Genomic DNA, 23,434 nt, shown 5'->3' on the forward strand with positions numbered 1-23,434 from the left:
GTTCATGGACCGAGGGGGGATCGAACCCCCGACCTCCTGATTGCGAACCAGGCGCTCTCCCAGCTGAGCTATCGGCCCAAATGATGTTGGCGCTGATGATGGGACAAAAATGTTCCTTATATTATCAAAACATGGCGGAGATGACAAGGTTTTCCAGGATTTCTTTAGGGAGAGATTATTGGAAAGAATAACTGCTGCCCATGGGGGCAATCCGGGTGCTGACTTGATACTGGGGGTTCTTGAGCGGATCGCTGGGCGCAAGCGGATTTGTCCTGCTGGTAATGGTCACGTCCACGTAGAAATCCCGGGTGGCGGGGTTGTTGGTAATGGAATAAGTGAACATGTCAGTTCCTGTCCCGCTGTCGTAAACAGTGAATCCGACCGTTTCGTCGGTCCCGACGCAGGCCAAGGGACCCTGGACCGCGGTTTTGGTGCAAAAATGGATTCTTTGTGCGATCCGGGTGTAGCATTTCCATTCGTCATCCGTGTAATCCCCCGGAGTGGTCAGGATGTCCTGCCGGATGCAGAAACCGTCGCTGCCTCCGCCGGCCAGGTCGAAAATTCCGGAGTTTTGCTGGTCTCCCACGGCCAGGGCGATGTTACGGGAAATATGCAGAAGGGTCGCGGAGGTCTCCAGAGAGTTGATCCCGGAGAAGGACGTTGACTGGCGGGTGCGGCGGATGGCGTAATCAACGGAGACGGTTCCCACCATGACGATCCCCACGAGGATCGTTGCCACGATGAGCTCTGTCAGGGTCATGCCTTGCCGGGATTTTACGGGTGTGAAGATCATGGTTTTACCAGGTGATATCGAGGGTGACTTTGCGTGCCCCTGTCCCGGCAGGGTCTGCGATGACATCATACGACGGGGTAAAGGTGATCCCGTCAATGACCACGGGAGCCATGGGGTGAGTGCCGACGGAAAAATTCCCGCTGTCCCAGGTTGTGGCGTCCAGCTCAGCCCGCAGGTCGTCCAGGATCCGTTTTCCCAGGAAGGCCGCCGCCACTTCGTCCGCGGATTCTGCGGCGGGTTGGCGCAAGGCTGAAACCGTTGCGAACATCCCGGCCGCCGCAATCGAGAAAATCAGCGCGGAGATCACCACTTCCGTGACTGTGAATCCTTTGGTGGACATTCGGGTTGTTCGGGGCAAGGTGTTTTTCATAAGGGGGCCTTTCCTTAGGGGCATTGCCCGAGCACGCAGTCCGGGTTGGTGCTGCCCAAGGGGTTTTGATCCACTCTGACGGTAAAGGACGCGGCCGGCGCGTTTCTCACGGCATTGCACTGGTAGGTCGCCCCCCCCGCGCTGCCTGTGCACGTATACGTCATGCCGTTGGCGATCACGCTTAATCCCAGACTGGTGTTGATGCTTGTCGCGCCATTGAGCGGATAAGTCCCGGTATCCAGCGGCCAGTACCTCCCGTTGTTGGCCCGGTAGATGTTATTGGCCGAATGGATGGCGCTCAGTTGGGTGGTGGCGTCCTGTTCGTGCGCCCGCTCGACGGTCTTGACGTAATTGGGGATGGCAAATCCGGCGACCGCCCCGATGATCACGATGACAACCATGATTTCCATGATGGTAAAGGATTTTTTTGTCCAGATATTCATAGGGATAGCTCCCGTCAAAAACCTATTTTTGTGCATAAATTCGCGGGCCCGCCGGAACAGCTGATGATCCCGTTTTCGTTAATTTGCAGTGTATAAGACCCTGTCCTTGTAATATTGGCCAGGTTTGCCGTGCTGGTCGTCACGGCTGGAGCGCCGAAGTGTGCCGACGGCCTGATTTCCACGTCGAGGTTTGCCAGAGTCCCCGTGTAGGCGCCCGTATCCAAATTGAAACGTTTCTGGGCGGCCAGAAGGGCAATGAGCACCTGCTTCCCTTCTTCCGCTCTGTAGCGCTCTGTTGTGGTCATGTAATTCGGGATCGCAAAAGCCGCCATGCCCGACACGATGACCAGGACAGTGATGATCTCGAGTAACGTAAAGCCTTTGATTTTCATGTCTTTATATGAAGCAACCCCGACGATCGATCTGTCGGGGTTGCTTCCGTAACTCGACTAACAAGCGGTCCTTCGTTATTGAATACCCTTGAAGGCACCCACGCCGGAACGGGTCACCCCGGTTGCGGTCTGCGTCACGGCAATGATGTCCGCCGTAGAACCGCCGTCACGGGTATTGCGTGTCGCTGTCAAGGTGTACCCTGTGGCTGACAACCCGCCGATGGTGTAGGTGAAGTGCGCGTTCGGCGACGTCCCCGGGTCGTTCAGGTCGAGGGTGGTGAAGTCGGTGCAACCCGCGTAGGTCCCGTTGCGCTGAAGGTAGCAGCGTTCCATGGACTGGCGGACGGCACTGACGGATGACAACGCCTCGGTGCTTCTGGAATACTCAACGGTGCTGAAGAATCGGGGAAGGGCCAAACTGGCCAACACCCCGACAATGATGATAACGATGATAATTTCCAAAAGGGTAAAACCCTTTTTATTCCTTTTCATGGTAAGTCTCATGTCAGTTCTCCTTTAATTTTATATCAATGGATCTTGATTGATTTCGGATTAAATTGTCCTGTGGCGTCGCTTTTCGTTTGTCTTCACATCCCTCCTTCGGGGGTTATTGGGTTCAATAAAAAATGCCTATTCCACTTTTCAGAATAGGCACTTTTCGCTTTGGATTCTGGTAACTGGCTGCCCCTCCCGCACCCTTGGGTGCCGAGTGGGCCCTATAGTTTTGTGCCCTACCCTTACGAGTAGTTTACCTTTTGCAAGTTCCAAATTGTATGGGTTGAAATGTATTTTTTCTATCACAGGTATACCATATTCTCGAGATAAAGTCAAATCAACCGCTTGTGTCAGGTTGCCTTGGTCCCGGGCGGGGGCAAATTCATGGAAACGTTTTCCTGCCCAGGTATTCCGCAGAACAAGAATTTCTTTTGCTCTCACCTCCCTCCGGGATAAATATGTTATAAGTGTTGAACTCCTAAATGGTTAGAGACTATTGGATGCCTTTGAAAGCTCCGACACCTGAACGGGTGACTCCGGTCGCGGTTTGGGTTATGGCAATGATATCCGTCGTAGACCCGCCATCCCGGGTATTTCGCGTTGCCGTAATGGTGTACCCTGTGGCGGACAATCCCCCTAAGACGTAGGTAAAGTGCGCGTTGGGAGAAAGGCCGGGATTGTTAAGGTCGAGAACGGTAAAATCGACGCAACCGGTGTAGGTCCCGTTGCGCTGAAGATAACAGCGTTCCATAGACTGCCGGATGGCGCTGACAGAGGACAATGCCTCGGTGCTGCGGGAGTATTCAACGGTGCTGAAGAACCGGGGCAGGGCCAAGCTGGCGAGGACCCCCACAATGATAATAACAATAATGATTTCCAGCAGTGTAAACCCTTTTGTCTTTCCGATCGGATTTTTCATTAATGCCCTCCTTGGCACTATAATAAAAATAGTATAATTATATTATCTTCGAAATTCAGCCGAAGTCAAAAATTTTATTAGTTATTTTCAATGGGCCCCCCGAAGGCTGTACGCCTGCTCGATCTGAGAGATGCTTGAGGATTCCAGAGGGAATTCTTGCAGATATAGGGCCTTGAGGATTTCAAAGGTTGCAAGATCCTGCTCGCGTAGCGACATCCCCAGGGCAGCCGTAAGGGCGCGTTTTCGAAAATCCGGCTGCCCCCCTGTCTGTTGTTGGTTTTCCTGCGAAATGGCCTGGAAGTAGCTTTCCATGGCAGCGCCATATTCATGGTGATAATCGTGAAAATCCGCCAATCGCAAGAGCCACTCCCCCTGTTCTTCCGGAAACCGCTGGACCGCCTCTTCCAGAGATAGTTGAATCTTGGCCCGGTCCTCCGGGTTTTGGGAGAAAATGGAATACCTCTTCCCGTAGATTTCGATTTGGAAATTGATGGCATCCGCAAACAGCTTGGATGAGTCCGGAGCCGCCGCCGCTTGCCGGTCCAGATAATCCAGGAATGTCTTTTCGGCGTTCATGTTGGCCCGGACCCTCTCCAGGGTGTTCCTTTCCTCCGGGTTGTCCTGAAACGCTTCGGCCAGGCTGTCCACGTATTTTTCGGAAAAGAGATAATATAAGGCGGGAGAGCGTTCTTTAAGGAAATGATACAGGCCCACCATGTCCCCTCTCTCCAGCGGGTATTCTTCCAGAAGCCGGGAAATCAGAAGCCCTTTTTTGCCGGAAGGTTTTATCCGTTCATCCCAGGCGCTGAGAGAAACTTTTTCCCGGAGAAAAAAGGCCCGGGGCGCATTGAATTCAATGGCGGGGAATCTGTCTTTGTTGGGCGGGGCCTTCATCCGGTCGAACAATTTTGCGCCCGCGTTGACGGACAGGACCTGAGTGCTCAGGATCGTGTACAGACTGTCGGCGTTGACGATGCCCAGATTTTTTCTCACATCGGACAGGGCCTGGAATTTTTGCCGGAGCGCCGGGAAGTCCGTCTCCAGCGGGGTGCCTGTGCTCAGAAAAAAGTAGTCCATGCCCGACGGCTGCCAGACGCTGATATACGGAAAAGATTTTGTCAGTGTCGAGGTGAACGTGAAAAAGATCTTTCGGGACATCTCGTAACCGTGAAACCATTGGAGAAATATCCCCCCGGGGTTCAATGCGTCTTGGACCTTCTTGAAGAACTCGACGGTCATCAGTGACCCTGTCCCCGCGGTCCAGGGGTTTGTCGGTTCGCTGATAATGACGTCGTATTTTTCCCTGTTGAGGGCCAGGAAGTTTTTCGCGTCGTCAATGATGATACGGACCTTTTTGTTGGTGAGGCAGTTGCTGTTGACGTCCTTGAAAAAATGTCCGGCCTCGATGACGGCCCGGGATATCTCCAGACAGTCGATCCGTTCGATGGACGGGTAATGCGTCAGCGCCCCGACGGTCACTCCGCTGCCGAAGCCGATCACCAGGACTTTTTTCGGCTGGGAATGCAGGAGCGCCGGGATGTGCCCGGAGAGGAGCTGGGTGGGCATGTCGAACGTGGACGAAGCGTCCGGCTTTCCGTTGATATACAGGATCAGGCTGTCATTTTCCTTCACGACGGCCACGTTACCGTCGCGGTCTTCCCTATAAAAGAGGATCTTCTCTCCGCTGAAACGTTCGTGAAGGTATTCCTGCAGTGACTCTGTCGCGGTGTCCCTATAGCGGAACATCGTTGAGAGGAGGATTGTCTTGTCGATACGGATCGGCGCGATCCAAAGAAGGCCGATGATGGTGGCGAGCAACAGGATCGCGCTTCGCCGCGCCGAGGATGTGCGCAGGTGAAGAAGGGTCAGGGAGGCGATGGTCGTGTTGATGAGGATCCCGATGAGAAAGCTGTTTTGCGTTCCGGCGAGGGGCAGCAGGAACAGGCCTGTGACGGCTGTCCCGGCGAGGGCCCCCCAGGTGTTGGCGGAAAAGACCCCGCCGACATCCTGCCCGAGCCGTTGCAGGTTCCGGGAGTATGCGGCGCCGGCGAGCGGCAGAGTCATGCCGATAAAAAAACAGGGAACAGACAAGATGCCAAAAATGACCAGGAATTTTGTGAGCAGATAGATGGGATAGGCGAAATCGACCGGAGCGAACAGCCGGTGCAACAGCCATATCCCTTCCGCAAAAATATTGATGCTGGAGGCGCAGAGGGACATGGTGACCGCGATCATTCCCTGGATCAGGCCGAAGTACAGGACGGTGTCATGGATGCGGTGCCCTCTCCTTTTCAGCCAGGCGCTTCCCAGCGCGATCCCGGCGATAAAAGCGGCGACAACCGTGGAGAAGGAATAGACCGAGGACCCGAAAAACTGGATCAGCACGCGGATCCAGAGGACTTCGTAAAGCATGGAGGCGAATCCGCTGGCAAAAATGCTGATGAGGATGATTTTTTTCAGGGCGGCGTCCTCCCTTCCCTCTTCGGAGGCCGGAGGCCGGAGATCGGCCGCGGATGCGTCCTTCGGTTCCGGACGGATTTCCAGTTTCCGTGAGAGCCCCATGGCCGTGAGTCCGACGGCCATATTGGCCATGGCGGCAACGGTGATGCTGGTGTCCATTCCCCACAGGCGGATAAAGAAAAATCCGCAGGCCAGGCTGCCGAGGACCGCGCCGGCGCTGTTCAGAAAATACAGCCCGGAAATTTCCCGGAGGACATCCTCTTTCCGGCGGGTCAGATATTTGGTCATCACCGGCAGCGTCCCACCCATCAGGGCCGTGGGGACCAGGATGGTGACGCTGTTCAGGAGGAATTGCAGTCCGAGCAGCCCCGGATGGGTGGAACTCAAGCCCAGCCCCCCTCCGACGTTCAAATAAATCAGTTCAATCAGGTCGGCGATGTTGGGATACAGGATGCAGTAAAGTCCGATGCCGATTTCCAGGACTCCGTAAAAATAGAGCAGGTCGGTTTTTGTCTTGTCCGCCGTTTTTCCAAATAAGGCGTTACCGAGGGCCAGCCCTCCCATAAAGACGGCGAGCACAAGGGTATGGGCATAAGCCGTGCTGCCGAAAATGTTGGAAAGGTATTTGGCCCAGAGGACCTCATAGACGAGGCCGCAGACGCCGGACACGAAAAAGAAGGAGAAAATGACAACTCGGAGGACAGCGGGTGGCATGACGGGTTTTAAGCGGGTCTCCGGGCGCGCGGGGAATTATTCACCGGAGGCCCCCCCCAATTGAGAAATGTTGAACATCGGCAGAAACATGGCCAGGACGATGACCCCGATGACCGCCCCCATGAAAACGAGCATCAGGGGCTCAATGAGTGTCCCCAGGCGTTTCATGAAGGTTTCGACCGTTTCCTGGTAGAAGGCGGCGACGTGTTTGAGCATTTTGCTTAACTCGCCGGTTTCCTCTCCGACGGTGATCATCTGGATGCACATGCCGGGGAAGAATTGGCTGCGCTGCATGGGGCTGACCAGCAGTTCCCCCTGGCGGACACCCTCCTTGATTTCCCCGATCACCTTGGCGCAGGTGATATTGTCGACCAGGCGCTGGGAGATGTCCAGGGCGTGAAGGATCGGGACCCCGCTGTCGACCAGGATTGCCATCTGGGATGTGAACCGTTCGATGACGATGAGGCGGTAAATGTTGCCGACGGTCGGGAGGCTGAAAAAGAATTTTTCTTTTTGGACCCGGCCGAGGGGGGTCTGGAAATATTTTTTGAGGAAAAAAATGCCGATGACGAGGCCGATGGTGATGGTCTTGAAGTTTTCCTTGATGATATTGAACGTCTTGAGCAGGATTCGTGTGATCAAGGGCAGGTCGACGTTCATTTGGGTGAATATCTCCTCGAATTTTGGGCCGACGAAAAGCGCGAAAAAGGCGATGGCGATGAGGCAGACGCAGAACAGGACCGCCGGGTACATGATGGCGGAAATGATGGTGGACCGGAACGAGGCCTGCTGTTCGAGATAAAAGGCCAGTTTGTTCAGGACCATGGGCATGGTCCCGGACGCCTCCCCCACCTCCATGAGGCTGACCCAGAATTGGTTGAAGGTTCTCGGGTGTTTGGCCAGGGCTTCGCTCAGGGAGCTCCCGTGCTCGACGTCCTTGGTCACCTGAATGAGGATCCTGTACAGTTTTTCGCTGTCCACCTGGGAGGTGATGACCTCGAGGCTGCGCAGCAGCGTCACGCCGGATTCGAGCATGGTCGTGAGCTGCCGGGAAAAGGTCAGAAGGTCATTGAGCTTGAGTCCCTTGTGGTGGAATTTTCGCGGACCGCCTTTAACGGTCGCATGCGGAGTTTTCACGGCCGCCTGGGCGGAGACCTCCTCGACCTTGATGATGAAAAATCCCTGGCGTTGAAGCTGCTGGATCAGGCTGGGGCGGTCGTAGGATTCGGTGTCCGCGGTGACGGTCTGCCCCTGGCTGTCCTTAACGGTGTAGCGGAATTTGGCCACAACAATGTCCTCTCTGGCTCAGATGCGCGTCATGATGTGGTTACGCTCAGGATTTCGTCGAGGCTGGTGACCCCTTCTTCGACTTTTCGGATCCCGTCTTCAAAGAGCGTTGCCATGCCGCTTTTCCGGGCGGCGTCGTGGATCAGGTTATAATTGGCGCGCTTGGAGATGAGCTCCCGGATATTGTCGTCGACCAGCATGGCCTCGGAAAGGACCACGCGCCCCCGGTATCCGGTGTGATTGCAGGCGTCGCATCCTTTGGCTTTGTAAATCAGGTCGCACTTGAATTTGATCCCGCCGTGCAGATCGGGATTCGGTTCCACGGGTTCTTTGCATTTCGCGCACAAGCGCCGGGCCAGACGCTGGGCCAGGACCATGGCCAGCGAGGGGGTCAGCAGGTAAGGTTCGATCCCGATGTCCATCAGGCGCGTGACGGCGGAGGCCGCGTCGTTGGTGTGCAGGGTGCTGAGGACGAAGTGTCCGGTCAGGGCCGCCCGCACGCAGATCTGCGCGGTCTCGAGGTCGCGGACCTCCCCCACCATGATGACATCGGGGTCCTGGCGGAGGAACGCGCGGAGGGTCACGGCGAACGACAATCCGATGTCCGGCTTGACCGGGACCTGGTTGATGCCTTCGATCTTGAATTCCACCGGGTCTTCCGCTGTGACGATGTTCTTTTTGGGGTCGATGGTTTCGTTGAGTGCGGCGTAAAGCGTTGTGGATTTCCCGCTTCCCGTCGGTCCGGTGACAAAAAATAAACCGTAAGGCCGTTTCAGGGTCGTCCGGACTCTGTCCAGGGCTTTGGGGTCAAAGCCCAGGGAGGACAGCTCCAGAGGCACGGCCGCCTTGTCGAGGATGCGCATGACCACTTTTTCTCCCCAGATGGTCGGGATCGTGGAGATGCGAAGGTCCACCGGACGGGTGTCGCACATGAACGTGATGGCCCCGTCCTGGGGAAGGCGTTTTTCCGCGATGTCCAGCTTGGAGAGGATCTTCAGGCGCGAGACGATGGCGGAGTGCAGGTGCTTGGCCGGCGGAGGGATCTGATAGAGCGCGCCATCAATACGGTAACGCAGGCAGACCTTGTCTTTGTAGGGTTCGATATGGATGTCGCTTCCCCTTTGCTCGATCGCCTGCCGGATGATGAGGTCCACAAGCTTGATGACAGGCGCCTCTTCGGCTTTTTCGGCCAGGGGATCGACGTCTTTTTTGCGGGTGTCCTCCTCTTTGGGCACCGGGGCCGCCGCGGGGCCTTCCTTTTTCCCGAGGTTGCTTGTGACCGACATGGATCTGGCCGCCGAATAGAAACTCTGGATGGCGTTGAGAAGTTCCGCCCGGGTGGCGATCATGAGTTCGATTTCACTGCCGGTGACCATCTTCAGATTGTCCAGCATGAGAAGGTCGAGAGGATCCGCGACGGCGCAGGTGAGCGTCCCTCCGTCTTTTTTGATCGGCAGGACGAAATTGGCCTTGGCGAAATCAAAGGGGACGATCTTGTCGAGCCCCTGGGACAAATCGGGGCTGAGGATTTTATTCTCCAGGGTGGCGTGGGGAATATTGAGCTGGGAACCCAGCGCCCCGGCCAGGTCCTCCTCGGAAAGGATGCCGAGCTTGACCAGGACTTCGCCGATCCGGCCGCTTTCCTTTTTCTGGGCCTTGATCGCCTCTTTGAGCTGGTCGTCTGTGACCAACCCTTGTTTCAACAGGATTTCACCTAATTTGAGATGGGCCATGGCGGAATTTTACGAAAAATGCCGGCGATGTGGCCGGGTCATCACAGTTTCTTTTCGGTCCGGGACAGTTCTCGTTCGATCAGTTGGAGTTTATCCGAGGGCGCGTCTTGTTCCCTCGTAATCGGGCGGATTTTGGCGGCGGTTTCCTTGCGCGCAGGCGATGTCGAAACGATGTGAGGGGTGATAAAAATGATCAGCTCCCGTTCCACGTCTGCTTTGTCCTTGTGGCGGAAGGCCGCGCCGATGAGCGGGATGTCTCCCAGGATAGGGACTTTTGTGACCGTATTGCTATTGTCGCTGCGGACAAGGCCGCCGATGACGATCGTATCCCCGGAATGGACGCGCAACAGGGATTGGGAGGCGCGTTCCTCGGGATCCCGGAAGGTCGTGTTGCTGAAGGTTGCCCCCTGGCGGGCGATGATGACTTTCGGAATGATGGCCATCGTGATTTCCTGGGTCTGGGTATTGACCTGCGGTGTGACGGTCAGGAAGACCCCGGTTTCTACGCGTTCGGCCTCCACAGACTGTGTGGTGATGTTCTCTGAAGAGCTCTGCTGGTCTTTGATACCGATGGCTTCGTTGGTGGAAATCTTGATCTGCGCTGTCTCGTTGTCCAGTGTCAGAATCCGCGGTCTGGCCAGATTGCGGGTGTCTGTCTGGGTCCGCAGGAATTGCAGTGTGGCGGAAAGGCCGCTGGCGTCGATGGTCCCCACGCGGTATTGCGCGTCCTCGAACGTGGCGTTCCCGCTGTCCAGCAGGCGGTTCTGGTCCCACGGATAGAAGTGGTCCCGTTGGCCGCCGCTGAAGACCAGCGGGGTGTCGCCGATCTTGATGCCGATTTGGTTCGATGTGTCTTTGCTCACCTCGAGCATTTCCACTTCGATCAGGATCTGGGGGATTGCGATGTCCAGCTTGGCGATCGTGCTTTCGATCATGGGAAAATTGCTCGCGATGTCCGTGATGATCAGGCTGTTGGTCCTCGGGTCTTCCACCACCTTGCCTTTGTCCGTCAGGATGGCTTTCACGGCGCCCGTGATCCCTGTCTTTTCCTGGTCTCCCCCTGATGCGGCGCCTCCTCCGGCCCCACCGCCCCCTCCGCCGGATTGTCCCTCATCGGCTTCAATTTTGAGCAGGCTTTTGATCTTGGAATTGTTGACCATGGAATGCCTCAGCGGGAAAACCTTGGTGATGAGTTCCACCTCGGGTTTGGCCAGAGGCTTGACGATATAAATGTCGTTGTCCGGCTGGATTTCGTAAGTCAGGCTGTTGGCCTTGAGGATCTGGTTCAGGGCCTCATGGACAGGGACGTTGTCCAGGTAGACGGTGACCCTCTTATTGGCAAGGGCTTCGGAGGTAACGAGGTTGAACTGGCTTTGCTGGGAGAAAATTTTGAGCACGTCCACCAGCGAGGCGTCCTGGAAATCCATCGATATCCGCCGTGAATACTCCTGGGGGACAAACGGGCTTGAGGTGTCGATTTTGATATCGGCCCCACAAAACGACCCCGCTTTCATTGTGGCTCCAATGACGATGAGGCTGATCAGAAAGAATTTGCGCATGGACATCTCCTCGTTATGATTTGATTATATACTCAGACTTATATAATTGAAAGAATGTCCTGATTTTTGTGATCCGGTTTCTCATTATCGATTTCTCATGGGTGTCATGGGTTGTAATCGTGGAGTTTCGTAACGGGAATCACGGCTTCTCGTCTCGCTTCCCCCCTCTGTCCTGGCAACGGGTATGACGCTCAGCGTTACGTCCCCCTGCCGGAAGGTCACTCCGCCTTCCGAGATGTTTGTCACGTCCCACCCGTCCAGGGAGGCGCCGATTTCCACGACTTTCCCATTGACGATGGCCTGGGGCCGCGAGGAATTCCAGACCATGCCGGAGATGACGAAGTTCGGAACAGAGGCGGCCGGCTGCGGTTCCGGCGTCTGTTGGGCGACCGGCGGCTGGTATGTGGGCCGCTGGTCAATCTGATTGTCCGAAACGGGCGGCAGCCTCGGCGGCGGATCTTTCTTGTCGGGAGGTTTTGGCTTTTCCTGGGGAAGTTGCGGGATGAAGGGATTTCTCAGAGACTTGAGGGCCTTGGAGGCCTTCTCGTCTACGCCCAGGTTGGTCCGGATGAATTGGTCCTGCATGGTCCCCACCTTTTCTAATGTTTCCTGCAGCTGATCCTTGGATTGGATCTGGTCTTGCATGTTTTTGATTTTTTGTAGGATACCGCCGGACGGCTTGGATTGGGCAAACGCATCCCGGCCTCCCCCCGCAAGGGCGGTTATCAAGAAAACGGTGATGATCAAGGCGGCCGGTTTCATTTTTTGATGTTGATAGCGGCGACTTCCAGGGTGACGAAAATTCCCGCCCCCCCGGACTGTCCGCTGCCGGTTTCCCCCATGGCGCTTTTCAAAGACCCTGTCCAATTTTCAATGCGCATCGGGAGCTCAGATTGTTCGATATCATAGATGAAAAGCCACAGGTCCGAATATTCCCTGGCAGAAATGTTCATCTGGATGCTGACCAGATCGTAAAGTTTTTCGCCTTGTTTCCGGCCCGGGGTGTAGGATTCGATCTGGACGCGTCTTTTGACGGCGATATCTGTGAGGATGTTGATCAGGTCCTGTTCGGCCATCGGAGCGGGGATCTGGGCCATGAACGCGTCCATTTCGTCCCGGACTTTTTTGTAATCCTCAACCACGCTCAGCTTCCGTTCGAGCGTGGCAATGTCATTGCGCAGGGACTGGGATTCCCGGAAGTGACTGGACACGAGGTTGATCGAGATGAGCAGGGCCATGACCACGACCGCGCTGCTGATGATGATGTCCGGCCTCTTTTTAACGTCCTGGAGGATTTTCTGGTAGTCGAGGTTCTTCAGGTCTTTGACGTCGATGCTCTGGAGTTTTTTGATGAAGTCGGCCATAGGTTATTTGCAGACAATCTTAAAATAGGTGGCGGAATAGTTGTTGACGATTTCCTGTTTGACGGTCACCAGGTCGATGGAAGAAAATCCTTTGGCAAAATCCTTGTTGGCGCCGAGCTTGGCCGCGAGTTGCGTTGCGACGCGGAATTGCTCGTTGGCGTTTTGCATGTAGACATAACCGTCCAAATTGATGGAAATTTTGGAGGTCACGGCGTTGGTGGCGTCCCGGATGTCTTCGTACCGGATTTCCCAGTTCCTCAGCCATGTCCCCTCGGGCAGGACCTGGGGGATCACGGACAGATAGTTGGAGATGCCGCTTTTCATCCGGATGTCCTTATAAGCGGCGAGTTTGGTCAACGTCTCGGTTTTGAGCGTCTCGATCTCCTCGGCGGTGGTGACTTCGTACTTCCCCTGTTTGCTTTGCAGGTCGATGAGGTGCGTTTTGTAGCCGGACACCATTTGGTTGGCGATGATATACACTAAGCCGACCGTTGCGATGGACAGGGCCAGGACCATGCCCGTCACTTTGATCCTGTTCCCATCCATGCCGGTGACTACCCCGGGAACCCTGAGTCTCAGTGTCTTGGGGGACAGGTCAAAGTTGGCCGAGGAGTATTTCCGGTCGCGCAGGGCGGTCCCAAAGGCGTTCAGGAATCCGACGTCATAAACTGGTTCATGAGATTTGAAAAGCGCGGTGGCGTTGATGGAGGAGACCGGCAGCGACAGGTTCTCTGACAAACGCTTGGAAAATTTTGAGAGATCCTGGAACGACACCGCAATGATGCGGTCCACCTTGCCCAGGGGGTTCTGGCGGGAGTAGAAACTCAAAGACACGCGGATGTCGTTGAAAATTTTGGCTTCCGCCGTTTCTGCGGCCTCTGCCTCCCCTTTCATTTGTTCCTGGGGCGGCAGGGGGAATTCTCTGACGAAGTGCACAACGCCTTGATCGACAATGGTGATATTGGCGATCTGGGCCCCGAATTCAATCACGGCCGTGGCATGGCTGTCTTTGACATGCCCCTTTTTCTGGAGAAGCCGGATTAAGCTGACCGGTGCCGGCTCGATGTTCTCGGCCTCTAATCCGGCATTCTCGAGGATGCCTGTATATTTTTCCAGGACGTCTTTACGGATGGCGACAAAAAGGATCCGGATGTTTTTTTGACTGTTTTCCGTGAAATTGACGGGATGATAGGTGTAGACAAGGTTTTCGAGTTTGATCGGCATGTATTTGATCGCCTCGAAATCAACGACGTTTTTCACCTCTTCCGGATTCATCCACGGGATGACGAACGACCGGAAAATGAGATCTTTGGCTGGCAGGGACAGGTTGATTTTTTTAACCGGAATATTCAGGTCCCGCAGGGCCTTCTGGATCAGGGTCGTATAACGGAGGCCTTCCGGGATCTGCTGGGATTGGTAGGCTTCGATCGGAGTGTTAAAAGGAACTTGCAGAGTCTTGGCAGCGCTCCCCCTTTCCGTTGCGATAAACGTAAAGGCCTGGTCTCCCCAGTAGAGTCCCAGCTGGCCTTTCCCCGGGGCGGATAAACTGCTGAGTAATTCTTTATAATCTCGCATAGGAATTAAATTTTAGGTTTCCTGGCCTGAGAGCGTAACCATTTGTCAATTTCACGTTTGTCAAAACGCCATACTCCGCCGATTTTCATGCCGGCAAGCTTTTCCTGGCTTAACCAGTTATAAATCGTTTGTTTCTGGAGATTTAGGTATTCTGCCAGCTCTTCGACGTTGAGGAGTCTTTTCATAACCATTGCGTATTATCCGAAATTTCCAGGACAGTACGGGTTTGACCTGGTGAGGATTCCTTTAAGTTTATCAATGCCAACCGGTTATCCAATACAAAAAAACGCACTAAATACTTACTCTGGTTTATCTAAACTTAATTACACTATAATAGACTTACTTTGTCAATAAAGAATTTTACAATTTTTGTTTGATGGAACAACAGGCGAAAATTCAGGAAGGGATTAGAAATTGACTTGAACTTCGATTTGCGAGGTGCTGTTCGGGGTGACAACGGAGGGGCCGAGATTGCTTACGGTGATTGTATATGCTTTGCCATCAAGGATCTCCTGCGTTGGAGCGCCGGGCGTGGGATTCCCGGTTTCTGTCACTTGCTGATGATATTGGTAGAAAGCCCCGATGGCGAGCTGTTCCGCCTTGATAGAATCGACAACGCTTTGGCTGGAAGTGACCTGGCTGACGTTAAAGCTCATGATCCCGATGGCGACCACAGACATCGTCAGGACAATGACAAGCACCATCATGAGAACGATGCCTGAATTGTTTTTCTGTATGTGCTTGGATAACAACATTTTAAACTACGCCCCCTTCCGGGTCTCCCTCACCTCTATCAGGCTTCGGCATCGAGGACAAATCCTATCCGCCTCGTCTCCTTTTAAGGGGTGAAAAATATACAAACAAAAGGGACACTGATCAAATTTTAGGCGTTGATGATATAAATCTTTCTCGTTATATAAATTATATAACATCCACTTGGTAAACACAACAATCAGGGGCAATGTGAGGGCAAGCGTCACAAAAATGGGAAAATCAACCTTGATCATGGCTCAAGCCGAAAGGGGATGCGTTTAGGACCTGGCAGGTCAAAAGTCGAAGCCGCGCTTTTTTCATCCTGTTTCTCTTCCGGGAGGGGTAAGGCGAAAGACATGTCCTTCTGATGAGCCTTGTTCGCCTTCATGGTTCCCTGGGTGAAACTCGGTTTAACGATAGCCCGATTTTCAACAGAGAGGGTTTTGGCGGCGCCCATCCGGATGGCCCCGGGTTGTCGGCCGGCGCTTTCTGTCCTCACGGGTTCTTCCGCGGGTTTGCTGAAATCCGCGGTACCCAATATCTGCCCCAAGAAAATGAAAACGGGTTTTGACGTGTTCAGGGTCGGGGCAAAAATGATCACAAGGCTGGAACAGAACAAGATATGGAGAGAAATCGACAGGGCAAGCGCCCCCCATTCCGCGGCGCCGGGTTGGAGCGGGGCATGTCTCATCAGAGGTCTTGATTCGTCGCGATGTTGATCTTTTCTATCCCCAGGGATCGGCAAAGATCCCAGACATCCACGATCCTTCCGACGGACGCCCGCCGGTCGGCCTTGATCAGCAAGGGGCGGTCTTTACGCGCCGGTTTTTCCAGCTCCGCCTTGAGTTCCTTGATGGTCCGCAGGGCATTGTTCAGGTAGATCAAGTTCTCGCTGGTGATGACAATGACGATGTTTTCATCTTGGATGATGTCGCTCGTCACGGCCTTGGGCAGCTTGACGTTGATGCCGCTCTGGAACGTGAACGAGGACGTCAGCATGAAAAAAATCAACAGCAGGAAAATGACATCGATCAGAGGCGCGATGTTGATCTGGTCGAGTCCGTATTCAATTTTAGTCTGGCGTTTGAAACGCATGGGTGTCCCCCCTTACCCTTCGATGGCGGCGGACCGGGATTCGGAGAGGTGGCAGAGGAAATTCACCAGTTCTGTCGCCGCCCGTTCCATGTCCAGGATAAACGCATTCACCCGGCTGACGCAGTAATTGTAGGCGACGAAGGCCGGAATGGCGACCATGAGTCCCGCCACGGTGGTCAGGAGCGCTTCCCATATCCCGCCGGCCAGGTCCCCCGGGGTCACAGGGTTCATGCTGGCGGCCCGGACCTGGATGGTGTGGAAACTGCCGGTCATCCCCGTGACGGTCCCTAAAAGTCCCAGCAGGGGCGAGATGTTGGCAATGGTGGCCAGGGCGGTCAGGCGTTTTTCCAGCTTCGGGATCTCGAAGAGGCTGACGTCCTCCATCGCCTCCTTGATCTCCTCGCGGGGACAGCCGAACTTCAACACACCGGCCTTGAGGATCTTGGCCACCGGTGACGGGCTGTCGTTGCAAAGCTTGACGGCTTCTTTGATCTGATTGTTTTTGACCAGGTCAAACACGTCGTTTTTGAGTTTGACCGTATCGGCGGAGATGCTGGAAAAATAAAACAGTTTGCCCAGGACGATGGCCAGCGCCAGGATCGAGCAGATGATGATGGGGACCATGATCGGCCCTCCGGCGACGATCAGGTGTCCTAAGTTCATTTCCCAAATTCCCATGGGATCCTCCTCGGTAGGTTAACGGGGGCTCGTCTTAAAAATGTTTTCCTGGATCCAGTCCAGGCGCTCCTGCGCGTATTTGGCTTCTTCCGTTTTGAGGTCCTGGATTTTGCGGTATGTGGTGGCCGCTTCCTCCCAGCCTTCCTGGTCCTCGTAAATCCGGGCCATGCGCAGATAGGCCTTGACGACCCAGGCGGTTTCCGGAAGGTACAGCGACGGAATCTTGAAATATTCGTCCAGGGCCCTGGCGGTATCGTTTTGGAGCTCATACATGTCGGCGATCCGGAATTGGATCTCGGCGTTGGTCATCGCGCTCAATCCTCTGTCGGCGGCGAGGGCGCTCTTGTAGGACTCGATGGTTTTATCGGTGTTTTTATTTGCGGCGTAGAGTTCGGCCATTTTGACGTAGGCGTCCCTTTTGAACTCGGGAACGGTCTCAATGACGCTCTGGTAGGTTTGCACCGCGGTCGGCTCGTCCATCTTTTGCGAGAGGATGTCGGCGATGGCAAGCCGCGCCTTGGCGTAAATCTCCATGTCCGGGGCCGGGGAGATCAATTTGTATTGCTCCAGCGCTTTTTCAACATTTTCCTGCCTCAGGAATGCCTGCCCGAGCTGATAACGCACGAGGTTCAGTTTGGGGCTGCCGGGGAATTGGGTCAGGAATTCTTCGTACGATTGGACAGCCCCCTCTGTGTTGCCTTGTTCCAGGGCGTAATCTCCGAGCCATATCAGGGAATTCTGGGCGAGTTCGGCGCCTGGGTAGCTCTGGTAAACTTTTTGAAACGTTTTGACCGCCTCTTCGGGCTGTCCCATTTGGTACAGGCATTTGGCCGAGTTGAACTCGGCCACCATGACAATGTTTGTTTCCTCCGGGTAGACCTGCAGGATATGCCGGAAAACTTGCAGGCTTTTATCGTACTGCTCCAGGTTGAAGTACGACTGGCCCAGAAGGTATCTGGCTTCGGAGGCGAATTCATTGCCGGCCGGCAGCCCTTCCAGAAAGTCCTGGATGTAGGCGATGGTATTGTTCCAGTCCTTTTTCTTGAAATAGGCCACCCCGAGATAATATTTCCCTTCCTTCAGATATTTGCTGTTGGAAAAATTGGCCTGCAGGCTCTGAAGGGACAGTGTGGCGGCCTCGAGTTTGTTGAGTTTCAAGAGCGCGATCCCCTGGCGGAACTGGACATAATCGTTGAACACGTTGTCGGGATAATCCCTCAGGATGACGTCATAGATATCAATGGCTTTTTCGAGCTGGTTGATGTCCTGGTAAGCGTCTCCGATCTGGGTCAGGGCGCTGATCTTGACGACCTTGCTTTTTGTCGTGTTCATGATTTTTTCAAACGTCCGGATCGAGGCGTCGACGTTCCCGGACTTGAGGTGTGTCCAGGCCAGGCCGTAATAGGCCTTCTCCACGATGTCGGCCTTGGTAGCGTCGTTGGCATAGGTGTCGATGATCGTCTGATACTCCAGGATGGCCTGGGGAAAGTTTTTTTGGGCGTAATTGATGTTGGCCTTGCCGAGGTAGGCGTCGGCGATGCGCGGGCTGTTGGGAAATTGCTCGACCAGGGTCGCGTAGGCGGCCACGGCCTTGTCGTTCTCTCCCTGCTGGGCGTGCAGGCTGGCCTGGCCGAGGTAATAATCGTCCGTCAGAAGGTTTTTCTCTTTGGCCACGGCCAGGGCCTCATCGAAATATTTCTGGGCCAGGTCGTATTTTTTCAGTTTGAGATAGCTCCATCCCATGCTGACGTCCGACAGATAAACGACCTTGGCGCCGTAGGCGATGTCCGCCGTCTTGGCGTAATAGGTCACGGCCGTCAGGTAATCTTCCATATAATAGTAGGATTCCGCGATGTAGAAATAGGCGTCCGCGTGCCGGTTGGACGGAGGGTATTTCAGGACGTAATTCTTGAAATATTCAACGGCGTTTTCGTAGGCCCCGAGGTTATACGCGCACTCCCCGAGTTTGAAGGCCGCGTCTTCAGCGAGCTGGTGCGCGGGAAAACGTTTCATCATCCTCTGGAAATTTTTTTTGGCCTCGTCAAAATTGCCGTCTTCAAAATGGGCCCAGGCCAGCGAATAATACGCCTGCGGAAGGTAAATGGACTCCGGATACAAGTCGATCAGTTCCTGATATTGCTTTTCGGCTTGTTTGTAATCGGACCCCTTGAAATAGGTCTCTCCCAGCCAGAACAGGGTCGCGTCTTTGTATTCCGGGTATTGCAGAAGTCCCTGGAAGGTGTCAAAGGCTTTTAAATATTGGCTTTTGAAGAAGTAACACTGCCCCAAAAGCAGCTGGGCCTGGACGCGTTTTTCGCTCTTGGGGTATTCTTTGAGAAATTGGTCGATGTAGCGCATGGCCACGTCATAAAATCCGTCTTCAAAGGCCTTCTGGGCGACGAGAAAGAGCTCTTTTCCCTTGGAATCTGCCGAAGCCGGTTCGGCGGCCGCGGCCGGCGACAAGAGCGGCGTCCCGGAGGCGATCGCCGCCAGGATCAGAAAGAGGAAAAGACATTGTGATTTCAAATGCATGGGTGTGTGCGGATAGGACTTTCCATTGAACTATAAGATATGAGGTATTATAGCAACTTTGAGGGACAATGCAACGGGCCTATACGGTCATTTCTCCTTACGTGCACGCCCCTTGGGGCCCGGGTTACTCCACCCCTTGGGGAAATCAGCGCGGGTGCTGATCAAGGGAGGAAAAACCCTACCCGAATCCCCCGCGGCTCGCCGCGGAGAGTGCGGAAGACTTCATTGTGGCGGGAACTGCGGACGGCGTCAGGAATTCCTTGAGGAACCGGCCTGTGTGCGAAGCCTTGTGGCGGGTGATGGCTTCCGGAGAGCCGGCAAACACGACCTCCCCTCCCTTGTCCCCGCCTTCGGGCCCGAGGTCGATGATGTAATCCGCGTTTTTAACGACTTCCAGGTTGTGCTCGATGACCAGGACCGTGTTCCCTCGGTCCACAAGCCGCTGCAGGACGCTGAGGAGCTTGTCCACGTCGGCGAAATGCAGCCCCGTGGTCGGTTCATCCAGAATATAAAATGTCCTCCCGGTCGCGTGCTTGCAGAGTTCGCTGGCGAGTTTGACCCGCTGCGCCTCCCCGCCGGACAGGTTGGTGGAGGCCTGCCCCAGCTTGATATAGCCCAGCCCCACATCCTGCAGAGTTTGGAGAATGGTGCGGATGCGCGGGATGTTCTCAAACAACTGCATGCCCGCGTCCACGGACAGGTTCAGCACGTCGTTGATATTTTTTCCTTTGTAATAGACGTCCAGCGTTTGGTCGGTAAACCGTTTGCCGTGGCAGATCTCGCATTCCACGAAGACATCCGGGAGGAAATGCATTTCGATCTTTTTGATCCCGTCGCCGCCGCAGGCCTCGCAGCGCCCGCCCTTGACGTTGAAGCTGAACCGCCCCGGCTTGTACCCGCGCATTTTGGATTCGGGCAGCTGGCTGAAAAGGTCCCGGATATAGCTGAAGATCCCCGTGTAGGTTGCCGGGTTGGACCGCGGGGTACGGCCGATGGGCGACTGGTCCACGACGATCACTTTATCGATGTTTTCGATCCCCGCGATTTTTTTGTGCGCGCCCGGCTTTTCTTTGGCCTGATACAATTTTTGAGCGATGGCCTTGTAAAGGATGTCGTCCACCAGGGTGGATTTCCCCGACCCCGAGACCCCGGTGATGCAGACGAATGTCCCCAGGGGAATGGCAACGTCGATGTTTTTCAAATTGTGTTCCCTGGCGCCGGAGATTCTCAGAAATTTGGTGTTGACCGTTTCCCTGCGTTTTTCGGGCATGGGGATTTTTAACTGTCCGCTCAGGTAACGCCCGGTGAGCGAGCGCGGGTCCTTGAGCAGTCCCGGCACGTCTCCCGCGTAGAGCACTTCTCCCCCGTATTCGCCGGCGCCGGGCCCGAGGTCGATCACGAAATCCGCGTTGCGGATGGCGGCTTCATCGTGTTCGACCACGATCAGGGTGTTGCCCATGTCGCGCAGAGCGTGCAGGGTGGCGAGCAGCCGCTCGTTGTCCTTCTGGTGAAGCCCGATGCTGGGCTCATCCAGGATATAGATGACGCCCACCAGCCCGGACCCGACCTGGGTGGCCAGCCGGATACGCTCCGCCTCCCCGCCGGAGAGGGTCGCGCTTTTGCGGTCCAGGGTCAGGTATTCGAGCCCGACGTTGATGCAGAAGTCCAGCCGCCGGGCGATCTCCTTGAGGATGGGTTCGCTGATGGTCTTGTGGTCGCGCGTAAGGTTCAATTTCGCAAAGAACGTCCGGGCCTCCTGGATGGACATGGCGGTGACATCGTTGATATTTTTGTTGGCGATCCGGACAGCGAGGGATTCTTTGCGCAGCCGCGCCCCGTTGCATCCCGGGCAGGGCAGGACCGACATGTAGCGGGAAATTTCGGTTTTGAGCCAGTCGCTGTCCGTCTCGCGGAACAGCCGTTCCATGTAGCGGAGAATGCCCTCAAAGGGACGCCCCCAGATTTCGTCATCGGAGCCGCGGAAAATGATCGTCCGGAATTTCTTGTCAAGGTCCTGGAAAAGCGTTTGCGGAGGAATGCGGTAGATGTCCCCGATTTCCCTCAGCACGGCACGGTAATACATCAGGTAATTGCGGTGGCCCCTTTGCCACGGCGCGATCGCCTGGACCCAGGACTTGGATTCGTCCGGCACCAGCATCTCGGGGTCGATCTCCATCTTGGTGCCGAGCCCGTTGCAGTCAGGGCAGGCTCCGTACGGGGAATTGAAAGAGAAAATCCTCGGCTCGATCTCCGTCAGGTTCGTTCCGCAGTCGATACAGGCGTATTTTTCACTGAAAATTTTTTCCGGGCAGGCCCCGCCGAAATCCGCGATCACGATGCCGCCGCCGGTTTTCAGGGCGGTCTCGATGGATTCGGTCAGCCGCTTTTTAATGTCCGGCTTGACCGTGAGCCGGTCCACCACGACCTCGATGTCGTGGTTTTTGTATTTGTCGAGCTTGATCTTGTCGTTGACGTCGTAGACCGTGCCGTCCACGCGGATACGCGCGAATCCGGCCTTGGCCGCCTGGCCGGCGATGTGGCGGTATTCGCCCTTGCGGCCGCGGACCAGCGGCGCCAGGATGTGGATCTTTGTCCCCTCTTTGGCTGTGAGGATCTGACCGGCGATCTCCTGGACGGTCTGCCGTTCGATGGGTTTTCCGCACTGGTGACAATGCGGCACGCCGATCCTCGCGAACAGGAGGCGCAGGTAATCGTAAATTTCCGTTTGTGTGGCGACCGTGGACCGGGGGTTGCGGCTGGTGGTCTTTTGCTCGATGGAAATCGTCGGGGAAAGGCCTTCGATGGATTCCACGTCCGGTTTTTGCAGCTGCTCAAGAAACTGCCGGGCGTAAGCCGACAGGCTCTCCACATAGCGCCGCTGTCCCTCGGCATAGATGGTGTCGAAGGCCAGGGACGATTTGCCGGACCCGCTCAAGCCCGTGACCACCACAAACTGGTTGCGGGGGATTTTCAGGTCAAACCCCTTGAGGTTGTGCTCCTTGGCCTTGCGGATTGTGATGAAATCTGTCTGCATCGTGTGATGTCCCGTGTTTTTGCGCGGGTTTTCATAGAATAGCCCCTATACGAATGTGATTCGGATAGGGGCTATTCTTCACCAGAAGAGACCTTATCTCTTTCTCTTCTTGGCCTTCTTTTTTCCTCCCTGAACCATCTTGGCGCAGGAGATATCGCCGGCTTTATCAATGAAGTACAGGAAACCTGCCTGCTTCTTGATGCCGACTTTGGCAACCTTCTTGGGTTTGCCGCCTTTCTGGCTTCCCCGTGCCATTTTCGCGCAGGAAATGTCTCCCTGCTTGTCAACGAAGTAAAGGTAGCCCTTTTCCTTCTTGACTCCAACTTTAGCGACTTTTTGAGCCATGTTGTCACCTCCTTTCATGTTTACTTATCTTTCGCTCGGAGCGGCCGTGGCGCCGGGACGGTTATGTCCCGATGCGCGCTCCAAGGCAAAATTCCCTGAGTGTCTGGATCCCCGACAGGACCGCCAGGTAACTGGTTTTGGGATTGTCGGGGCAGACCACGTTGTCGGTCCGGGTGGTGATCCGGCCCGATTCCCCTGTCACTTCGATTTCGTGGGAATTGGTTTGATAGTCCGGCGATGTCAGTATCCGGATGGTCAGTTTATTTGCGGCTCTGCTGGCCAAGGCCAGGGTGGCGGCCACGTTGATGTTCTGGGGAAAGGCCTTTACGGCGGCGGCCACTCCCCCTTCAAAAAGCACGGTTTCTCCCCGGATCTGGGCCAGGTCGATGCCGTGTTTTTTGATGTAGGGGTTATTGGCGAATCCGCTGACGGGTTTTCGGGTGGTGAGGGTGATGGATTGGATCGGGACAAGGCCGGCGGCTTTGAGCGCGTCGATGCCGGCGATGGCCCCGGAAGGGATCAGGATCTTGCACCCTTTGCGCGAGGCCAGGGCAAAGAGGTCCTGCGCGTTCAGAAGCTTTCCCACGCTCATCGCCAGGACGTTCTTCCCGGAGGACAGCGCCTGCCGGATCAGGGGCCGGGTCACCGGCGCGCTGACCGCCTCCACCATCAGATCGCAGTTATTCAAAAGTTGAGCGAAAGACCTTTTGACGATGCCCCGGGCCCTGAGGTTGCGCTCCAGCATGCCGGCCCGCGTGAGATCAATATCATAAAGGGCGGTGAGACGGCAGAAGCTTTTCAGCTCCCTGGTCACGCTTTTTGCGATGCGGGAGCCGATTGCCCCGCAACCGACAATGCCAACCGCGACTTTTTGTGACGGCTTCATGAAGACG

Annotated in this window: 22 protein-coding genes, 1 tRNA gene and 1 riboswitch; all 23 genes read right to left on the reverse strand. The window is 55.3% G+C overall.

Annotation, left to right across the window (positions count from 1 at the left end):
• Positions 1-5 precede the first annotated feature (5 nt).
• Positions 6-78: transfer RNA gene (locus Q8Q08_11010), tRNA-Ala, on the reverse strand.
• 97 nt (positions 79-175) lie between these two features.
• Positions 176-760 carry a hypothetical protein gene (locus Q8Q08_11015; protein MDP2654541.1) on the reverse strand — a complete coding sequence of 195 codons (585 nt, stop codon included), beginning with the start codon at positions 758-760 and terminating at the stop codon, positions 176-178.
• A gap of 37 nt (positions 761-797) precedes the next feature.
• The gene (locus tag Q8Q08_11020) at positions 798-1,163 is read right to left on the reverse strand and encodes a hypothetical protein (protein ID MDP2654542.1); all 366 of its coding nucleotides are present in this window, start codon (positions 1,161-1,163) and stop codon (positions 798-800) included.
• Between the two features lie 14 nt (positions 1,164-1,177).
• Positions 1,178-1,606, reverse strand: a complete 429-nt coding sequence (locus Q8Q08_11025) for a hypothetical protein (protein MDP2654543.1) — start codon at positions 1,604-1,606, stop codon at positions 1,178-1,180.
• A 14-nt stretch (positions 1,607-1,620) separates the two neighbouring features.
• On the reverse strand, positions 1,621-1,998 hold the full coding sequence (locus tag Q8Q08_11030; GenBank protein MDP2654544.1) for a prepilin-type N-terminal cleavage/methylation domain-containing protein: 378 nt from the start codon (positions 1,996-1,998) through the stop codon (positions 1,621-1,623).
• Between the two features lie 75 nt (positions 1,999-2,073).
• Complete coding sequence (locus Q8Q08_11035) at positions 2,074-2,502, reverse strand: type IV pilin protein (protein ID MDP2654545.1); 429 nt, start codon at positions 2,500-2,502, stop codon at positions 2,074-2,076.
• Between the two features lie 165 nt (positions 2,503-2,667).
• A riboswitch (cyclic di-GMP riboswitch) is annotated at positions 2,668-2,761 on the reverse strand.
• Between the two features lie 225 nt (positions 2,762-2,986).
• Positions 2,987-3,412: a type IV pilin protein gene (locus Q8Q08_11040; GenBank protein MDP2654546.1), complete on the reverse strand. Its 426-nt coding sequence runs from the start codon at positions 3,410-3,412 to the stop codon at positions 2,987-2,989.
• An 87-nt stretch (positions 3,413-3,499) separates the two neighbouring features.
• Entirely contained in the window at positions 3,500-6,586 is a 3,087-nt protein-coding gene (locus Q8Q08_11045) for a fused MFS/spermidine synthase (protein MDP2654547.1), read from the reverse strand.
• Positions 6,587-6,622: 36 nt separating this feature from the next.
• Complete coding sequence (locus tag Q8Q08_11050) at positions 6,623-7,873, reverse strand: type II secretion system F family protein (protein MDP2654548.1); 1,251 nt, start codon at positions 7,871-7,873, stop codon at positions 6,623-6,625.
• A gap of 29 nt (positions 7,874-7,902) precedes the next feature.
• Entirely contained in the window at positions 7,903-9,606 is a 1,704-nt protein-coding gene (locus Q8Q08_11055; protein MDP2654549.1) for an ATPase, T2SS/T4P/T4SS family, read from the reverse strand.
• A 41-nt stretch (positions 9,607-9,647) separates the two neighbouring features.
• Positions 9,648-11,165 carry a secretin N-terminal domain-containing protein gene (locus tag Q8Q08_11060; protein MDP2654550.1) on the reverse strand — a complete coding sequence of 506 codons (1,518 nt, stop codon included), beginning with the start codon at positions 11,163-11,165 and terminating at the stop codon, positions 9,648-9,650.
• Positions 11,166-11,249: 84 nt separating this feature from the next.
• The gene (locus Q8Q08_11065) at positions 11,250-11,810 is read right to left on the reverse strand and encodes a hypothetical protein (protein ID MDP2654551.1); all 561 of its coding nucleotides are present in this window, start codon (positions 11,808-11,810) and stop codon (positions 11,250-11,252) included.
• Positions 11,811-11,923: 113 nt separating this feature from the next.
• Positions 11,924-12,529 carry a type 4a pilus biogenesis protein PilO gene (gene pilO, locus Q8Q08_11070; protein ID MDP2654552.1) on the reverse strand — a complete coding sequence of 202 codons (606 nt, stop codon included), beginning with the start codon at positions 12,527-12,529 and terminating at the stop codon, positions 11,924-11,926.
• A 3-nt stretch (positions 12,530-12,532) separates the two neighbouring features.
• Entirely contained in the window at positions 12,533-14,104 is a 1,572-nt protein-coding gene (gene pilM / locus Q8Q08_11075; protein ID MDP2654553.1) for a pilus assembly protein PilM, read from the reverse strand.
• A 5-nt stretch (positions 14,105-14,109) separates the two neighbouring features.
• Positions 14,110-14,289: a helix-turn-helix domain-containing protein gene (locus Q8Q08_11080; GenBank protein ID MDP2654554.1), complete on the reverse strand. Its 180-nt coding sequence runs from the start codon at positions 14,287-14,289 to the stop codon at positions 14,110-14,112.
• Positions 14,290-14,511: 222 nt separating this feature from the next.
• Positions 14,512-14,859, reverse strand: coding sequence for a hypothetical protein (locus Q8Q08_11085; protein MDP2654555.1), 348 nt, complete (start codon positions 14,857-14,859; stop codon positions 14,512-14,514).
• Between the two features lie 248 nt (positions 14,860-15,107).
• Positions 15,108-15,314, reverse strand: coding sequence for a hypothetical protein (locus Q8Q08_11090; protein MDP2654556.1), 207 nt, complete (start codon positions 15,312-15,314; stop codon positions 15,108-15,110).
• A 233-nt stretch (positions 15,315-15,547) separates the two neighbouring features.
• Positions 15,548-15,952 carry a biopolymer transporter ExbD gene (locus Q8Q08_11095; GenBank protein ID MDP2654557.1) on the reverse strand — a complete coding sequence of 135 codons (405 nt, stop codon included), beginning with the start codon at positions 15,950-15,952 and terminating at the stop codon, positions 15,548-15,550.
• A 12-nt stretch (positions 15,953-15,964) separates the two neighbouring features.
• Complete coding sequence (locus Q8Q08_11100) at positions 15,965-16,630, reverse strand: MotA/TolQ/ExbB proton channel family protein (protein ID MDP2654558.1); 666 nt, start codon at positions 16,628-16,630, stop codon at positions 15,965-15,967.
• Between the two features lie 18 nt (positions 16,631-16,648).
• Positions 16,649-19,162, reverse strand: a complete 2,514-nt coding sequence (locus Q8Q08_11105; protein MDP2654559.1) for a tetratricopeptide repeat protein — start codon at positions 19,160-19,162, stop codon at positions 16,649-16,651.
• A gap of 178 nt (positions 19,163-19,340) precedes the next feature.
• A complete protein-coding gene (gene uvrA, locus Q8Q08_11110) occupies positions 19,341-22,196 on the reverse strand; it encodes an excinuclease ABC subunit UvrA (protein MDP2654560.1) in 2,856 nt (951 codons plus the stop codon).
• Between the two features lie 93 nt (positions 22,197-22,289).
• The gene (locus tag Q8Q08_11115) at positions 22,290-22,541 is read right to left on the reverse strand and encodes a hypothetical protein (GenBank protein ID MDP2654561.1); all 252 of its coding nucleotides are present in this window, start codon (positions 22,539-22,541) and stop codon (positions 22,290-22,292) included.
• 61 nt (positions 22,542-22,602) lie between these two features.
• On the reverse strand, positions 22,603-23,427 hold the full coding sequence (locus tag Q8Q08_11120) for a DUF108 domain-containing protein (GenBank protein MDP2654562.1): 825 nt from the start codon (positions 23,425-23,427) through the stop codon (positions 22,603-22,605).
• Between the last annotated feature and the right edge of the window lie 7 nt (positions 23,428-23,434).

The organism is Candidatus Omnitrophota bacterium, from assembly GCA_030688425.1.
Classification (GTDB): Bacteria; Omnitrophota; Gorgyraeia; order Zapsychrales; family JANLHA01; genus JAUYIB01.

Excerpts from the sequence above, each read along its gene's own strand:
- Q8Q08_11035 (MDP2654545.1), bottom strand. The coding sequence starts at position 2,502 with ATGAGACTTACCATGAAAAGGAATAAAAAGGGTTTTACCCTTTTGGAA.
- Q8Q08_11105 (MDP2654559.1), bottom strand. The coding sequence starts at position 19,162 with ATGCATTTGAAATCACAATGTCTTTTCCTCTTTCTGATCCTGGCGGCG.
- Q8Q08_11090 (MDP2654556.1), bottom strand. The coding sequence starts at position 15,314 with ATGGGCGCCGCCAAAACCCTCTCTGTTGAAAATCGGGCTATCGTTAAA.
- Q8Q08_11015 (MDP2654541.1), bottom strand. The coding sequence starts at position 760 with ATGACCCTGACAGAGCTCATCGTGGCAACGATCCTCGTGGGGATCGTC.
- Q8Q08_11120 (MDP2654562.1), bottom strand. The coding sequence starts at position 23,427 with ATGAAGCCGTCACAAAAAGTCGCGGTTGGCATTGTCGGTTGCGGGGCA.
- pilM (MDP2654553.1), bottom strand. The coding sequence starts at position 14,104 with ATGCGAGATTATAAAGAATTACTCAGCAGTTTATCCGCCCCGGGGAAA.
- Q8Q08_11060 (MDP2654550.1), bottom strand. The coding sequence starts at position 11,165 with ATGCGCAAATTCTTTCTGATCAGCCTCATCGTCATTGGAGCCACAATG.
- uvrA (MDP2654560.1), bottom strand. The coding sequence starts at position 22,196 with ATGCAGACAGATTTCATCACAATCCGCAAGGCCAAGGAGCACAACCTC.
- Q8Q08_11040 (MDP2654546.1), bottom strand. The coding sequence starts at position 3,412 with ATGAAAAATCCGATCGGAAAGACAAAAGGGTTTACACTGCTGGAAATC.
- Q8Q08_11115 (MDP2654561.1), bottom strand. The coding sequence starts at position 22,541 with ATGGCTCAAAAAGTCGCTAAAGTTGGAGTCAAGAAGGAAAAGGGCTAC.
- Q8Q08_11030 (MDP2654544.1), bottom strand. The coding sequence starts at position 1,998 with ATGAAAATCAAAGGCTTTACGTTACTCGAGATCATCACTGTCCTGGTC.
- pilO (MDP2654552.1), bottom strand. The coding sequence starts at position 12,529 with ATGGCCGACTTCATCAAAAAACTCCAGAGCATCGACGTCAAAGACCTG.
- Q8Q08_11095 (MDP2654557.1), bottom strand. The coding sequence starts at position 15,952 with ATGCGTTTCAAACGCCAGACTAAAATTGAATACGGACTCGACCAGATC.
- Q8Q08_11085 (MDP2654555.1), bottom strand. The coding sequence starts at position 14,859 with ATGTTGTTATCCAAGCACATACAGAAAAACAATTCAGGCATCGTTCTC.
- Q8Q08_11045 (MDP2654547.1), bottom strand. The coding sequence starts at position 6,586 with ATGCCACCCGCTGTCCTCCGAGTTGTCATTTTCTCCTTCTTTTTCGTG.
- Q8Q08_11055 (MDP2654549.1), bottom strand. The coding sequence starts at position 9,606 with ATGGCCCATCTCAAATTAGGTGAAATCCTGTTGAAACAAGGGTTGGTC.
- Q8Q08_11020 (MDP2654542.1), bottom strand. The coding sequence starts at position 1,163 with ATGAAAAACACCTTGCCCCGAACAACCCGAATGTCCACCAAAGGATTC.
- Q8Q08_11025 (MDP2654543.1), bottom strand. The coding sequence starts at position 1,606 with ATGAATATCTGGACAAAAAAATCCTTTACCATCATGGAAATCATGGTT.
- Q8Q08_11080 (MDP2654554.1), bottom strand. The coding sequence starts at position 14,289 with ATGAAAAGACTCCTCAACGTCGAAGAGCTGGCAGAATACCTAAATCTC.
- Q8Q08_11065 (MDP2654551.1), bottom strand. The coding sequence starts at position 11,810 with ATGCAAGACCAGATCCAATCCAAGGATCAGCTGCAGGAAACATTAGAA.
- Q8Q08_11100 (MDP2654558.1), bottom strand. The coding sequence starts at position 16,630 with ATGGGAATTTGGGAAATGAACTTAGGACACCTGATCGTCGCCGGAGGG.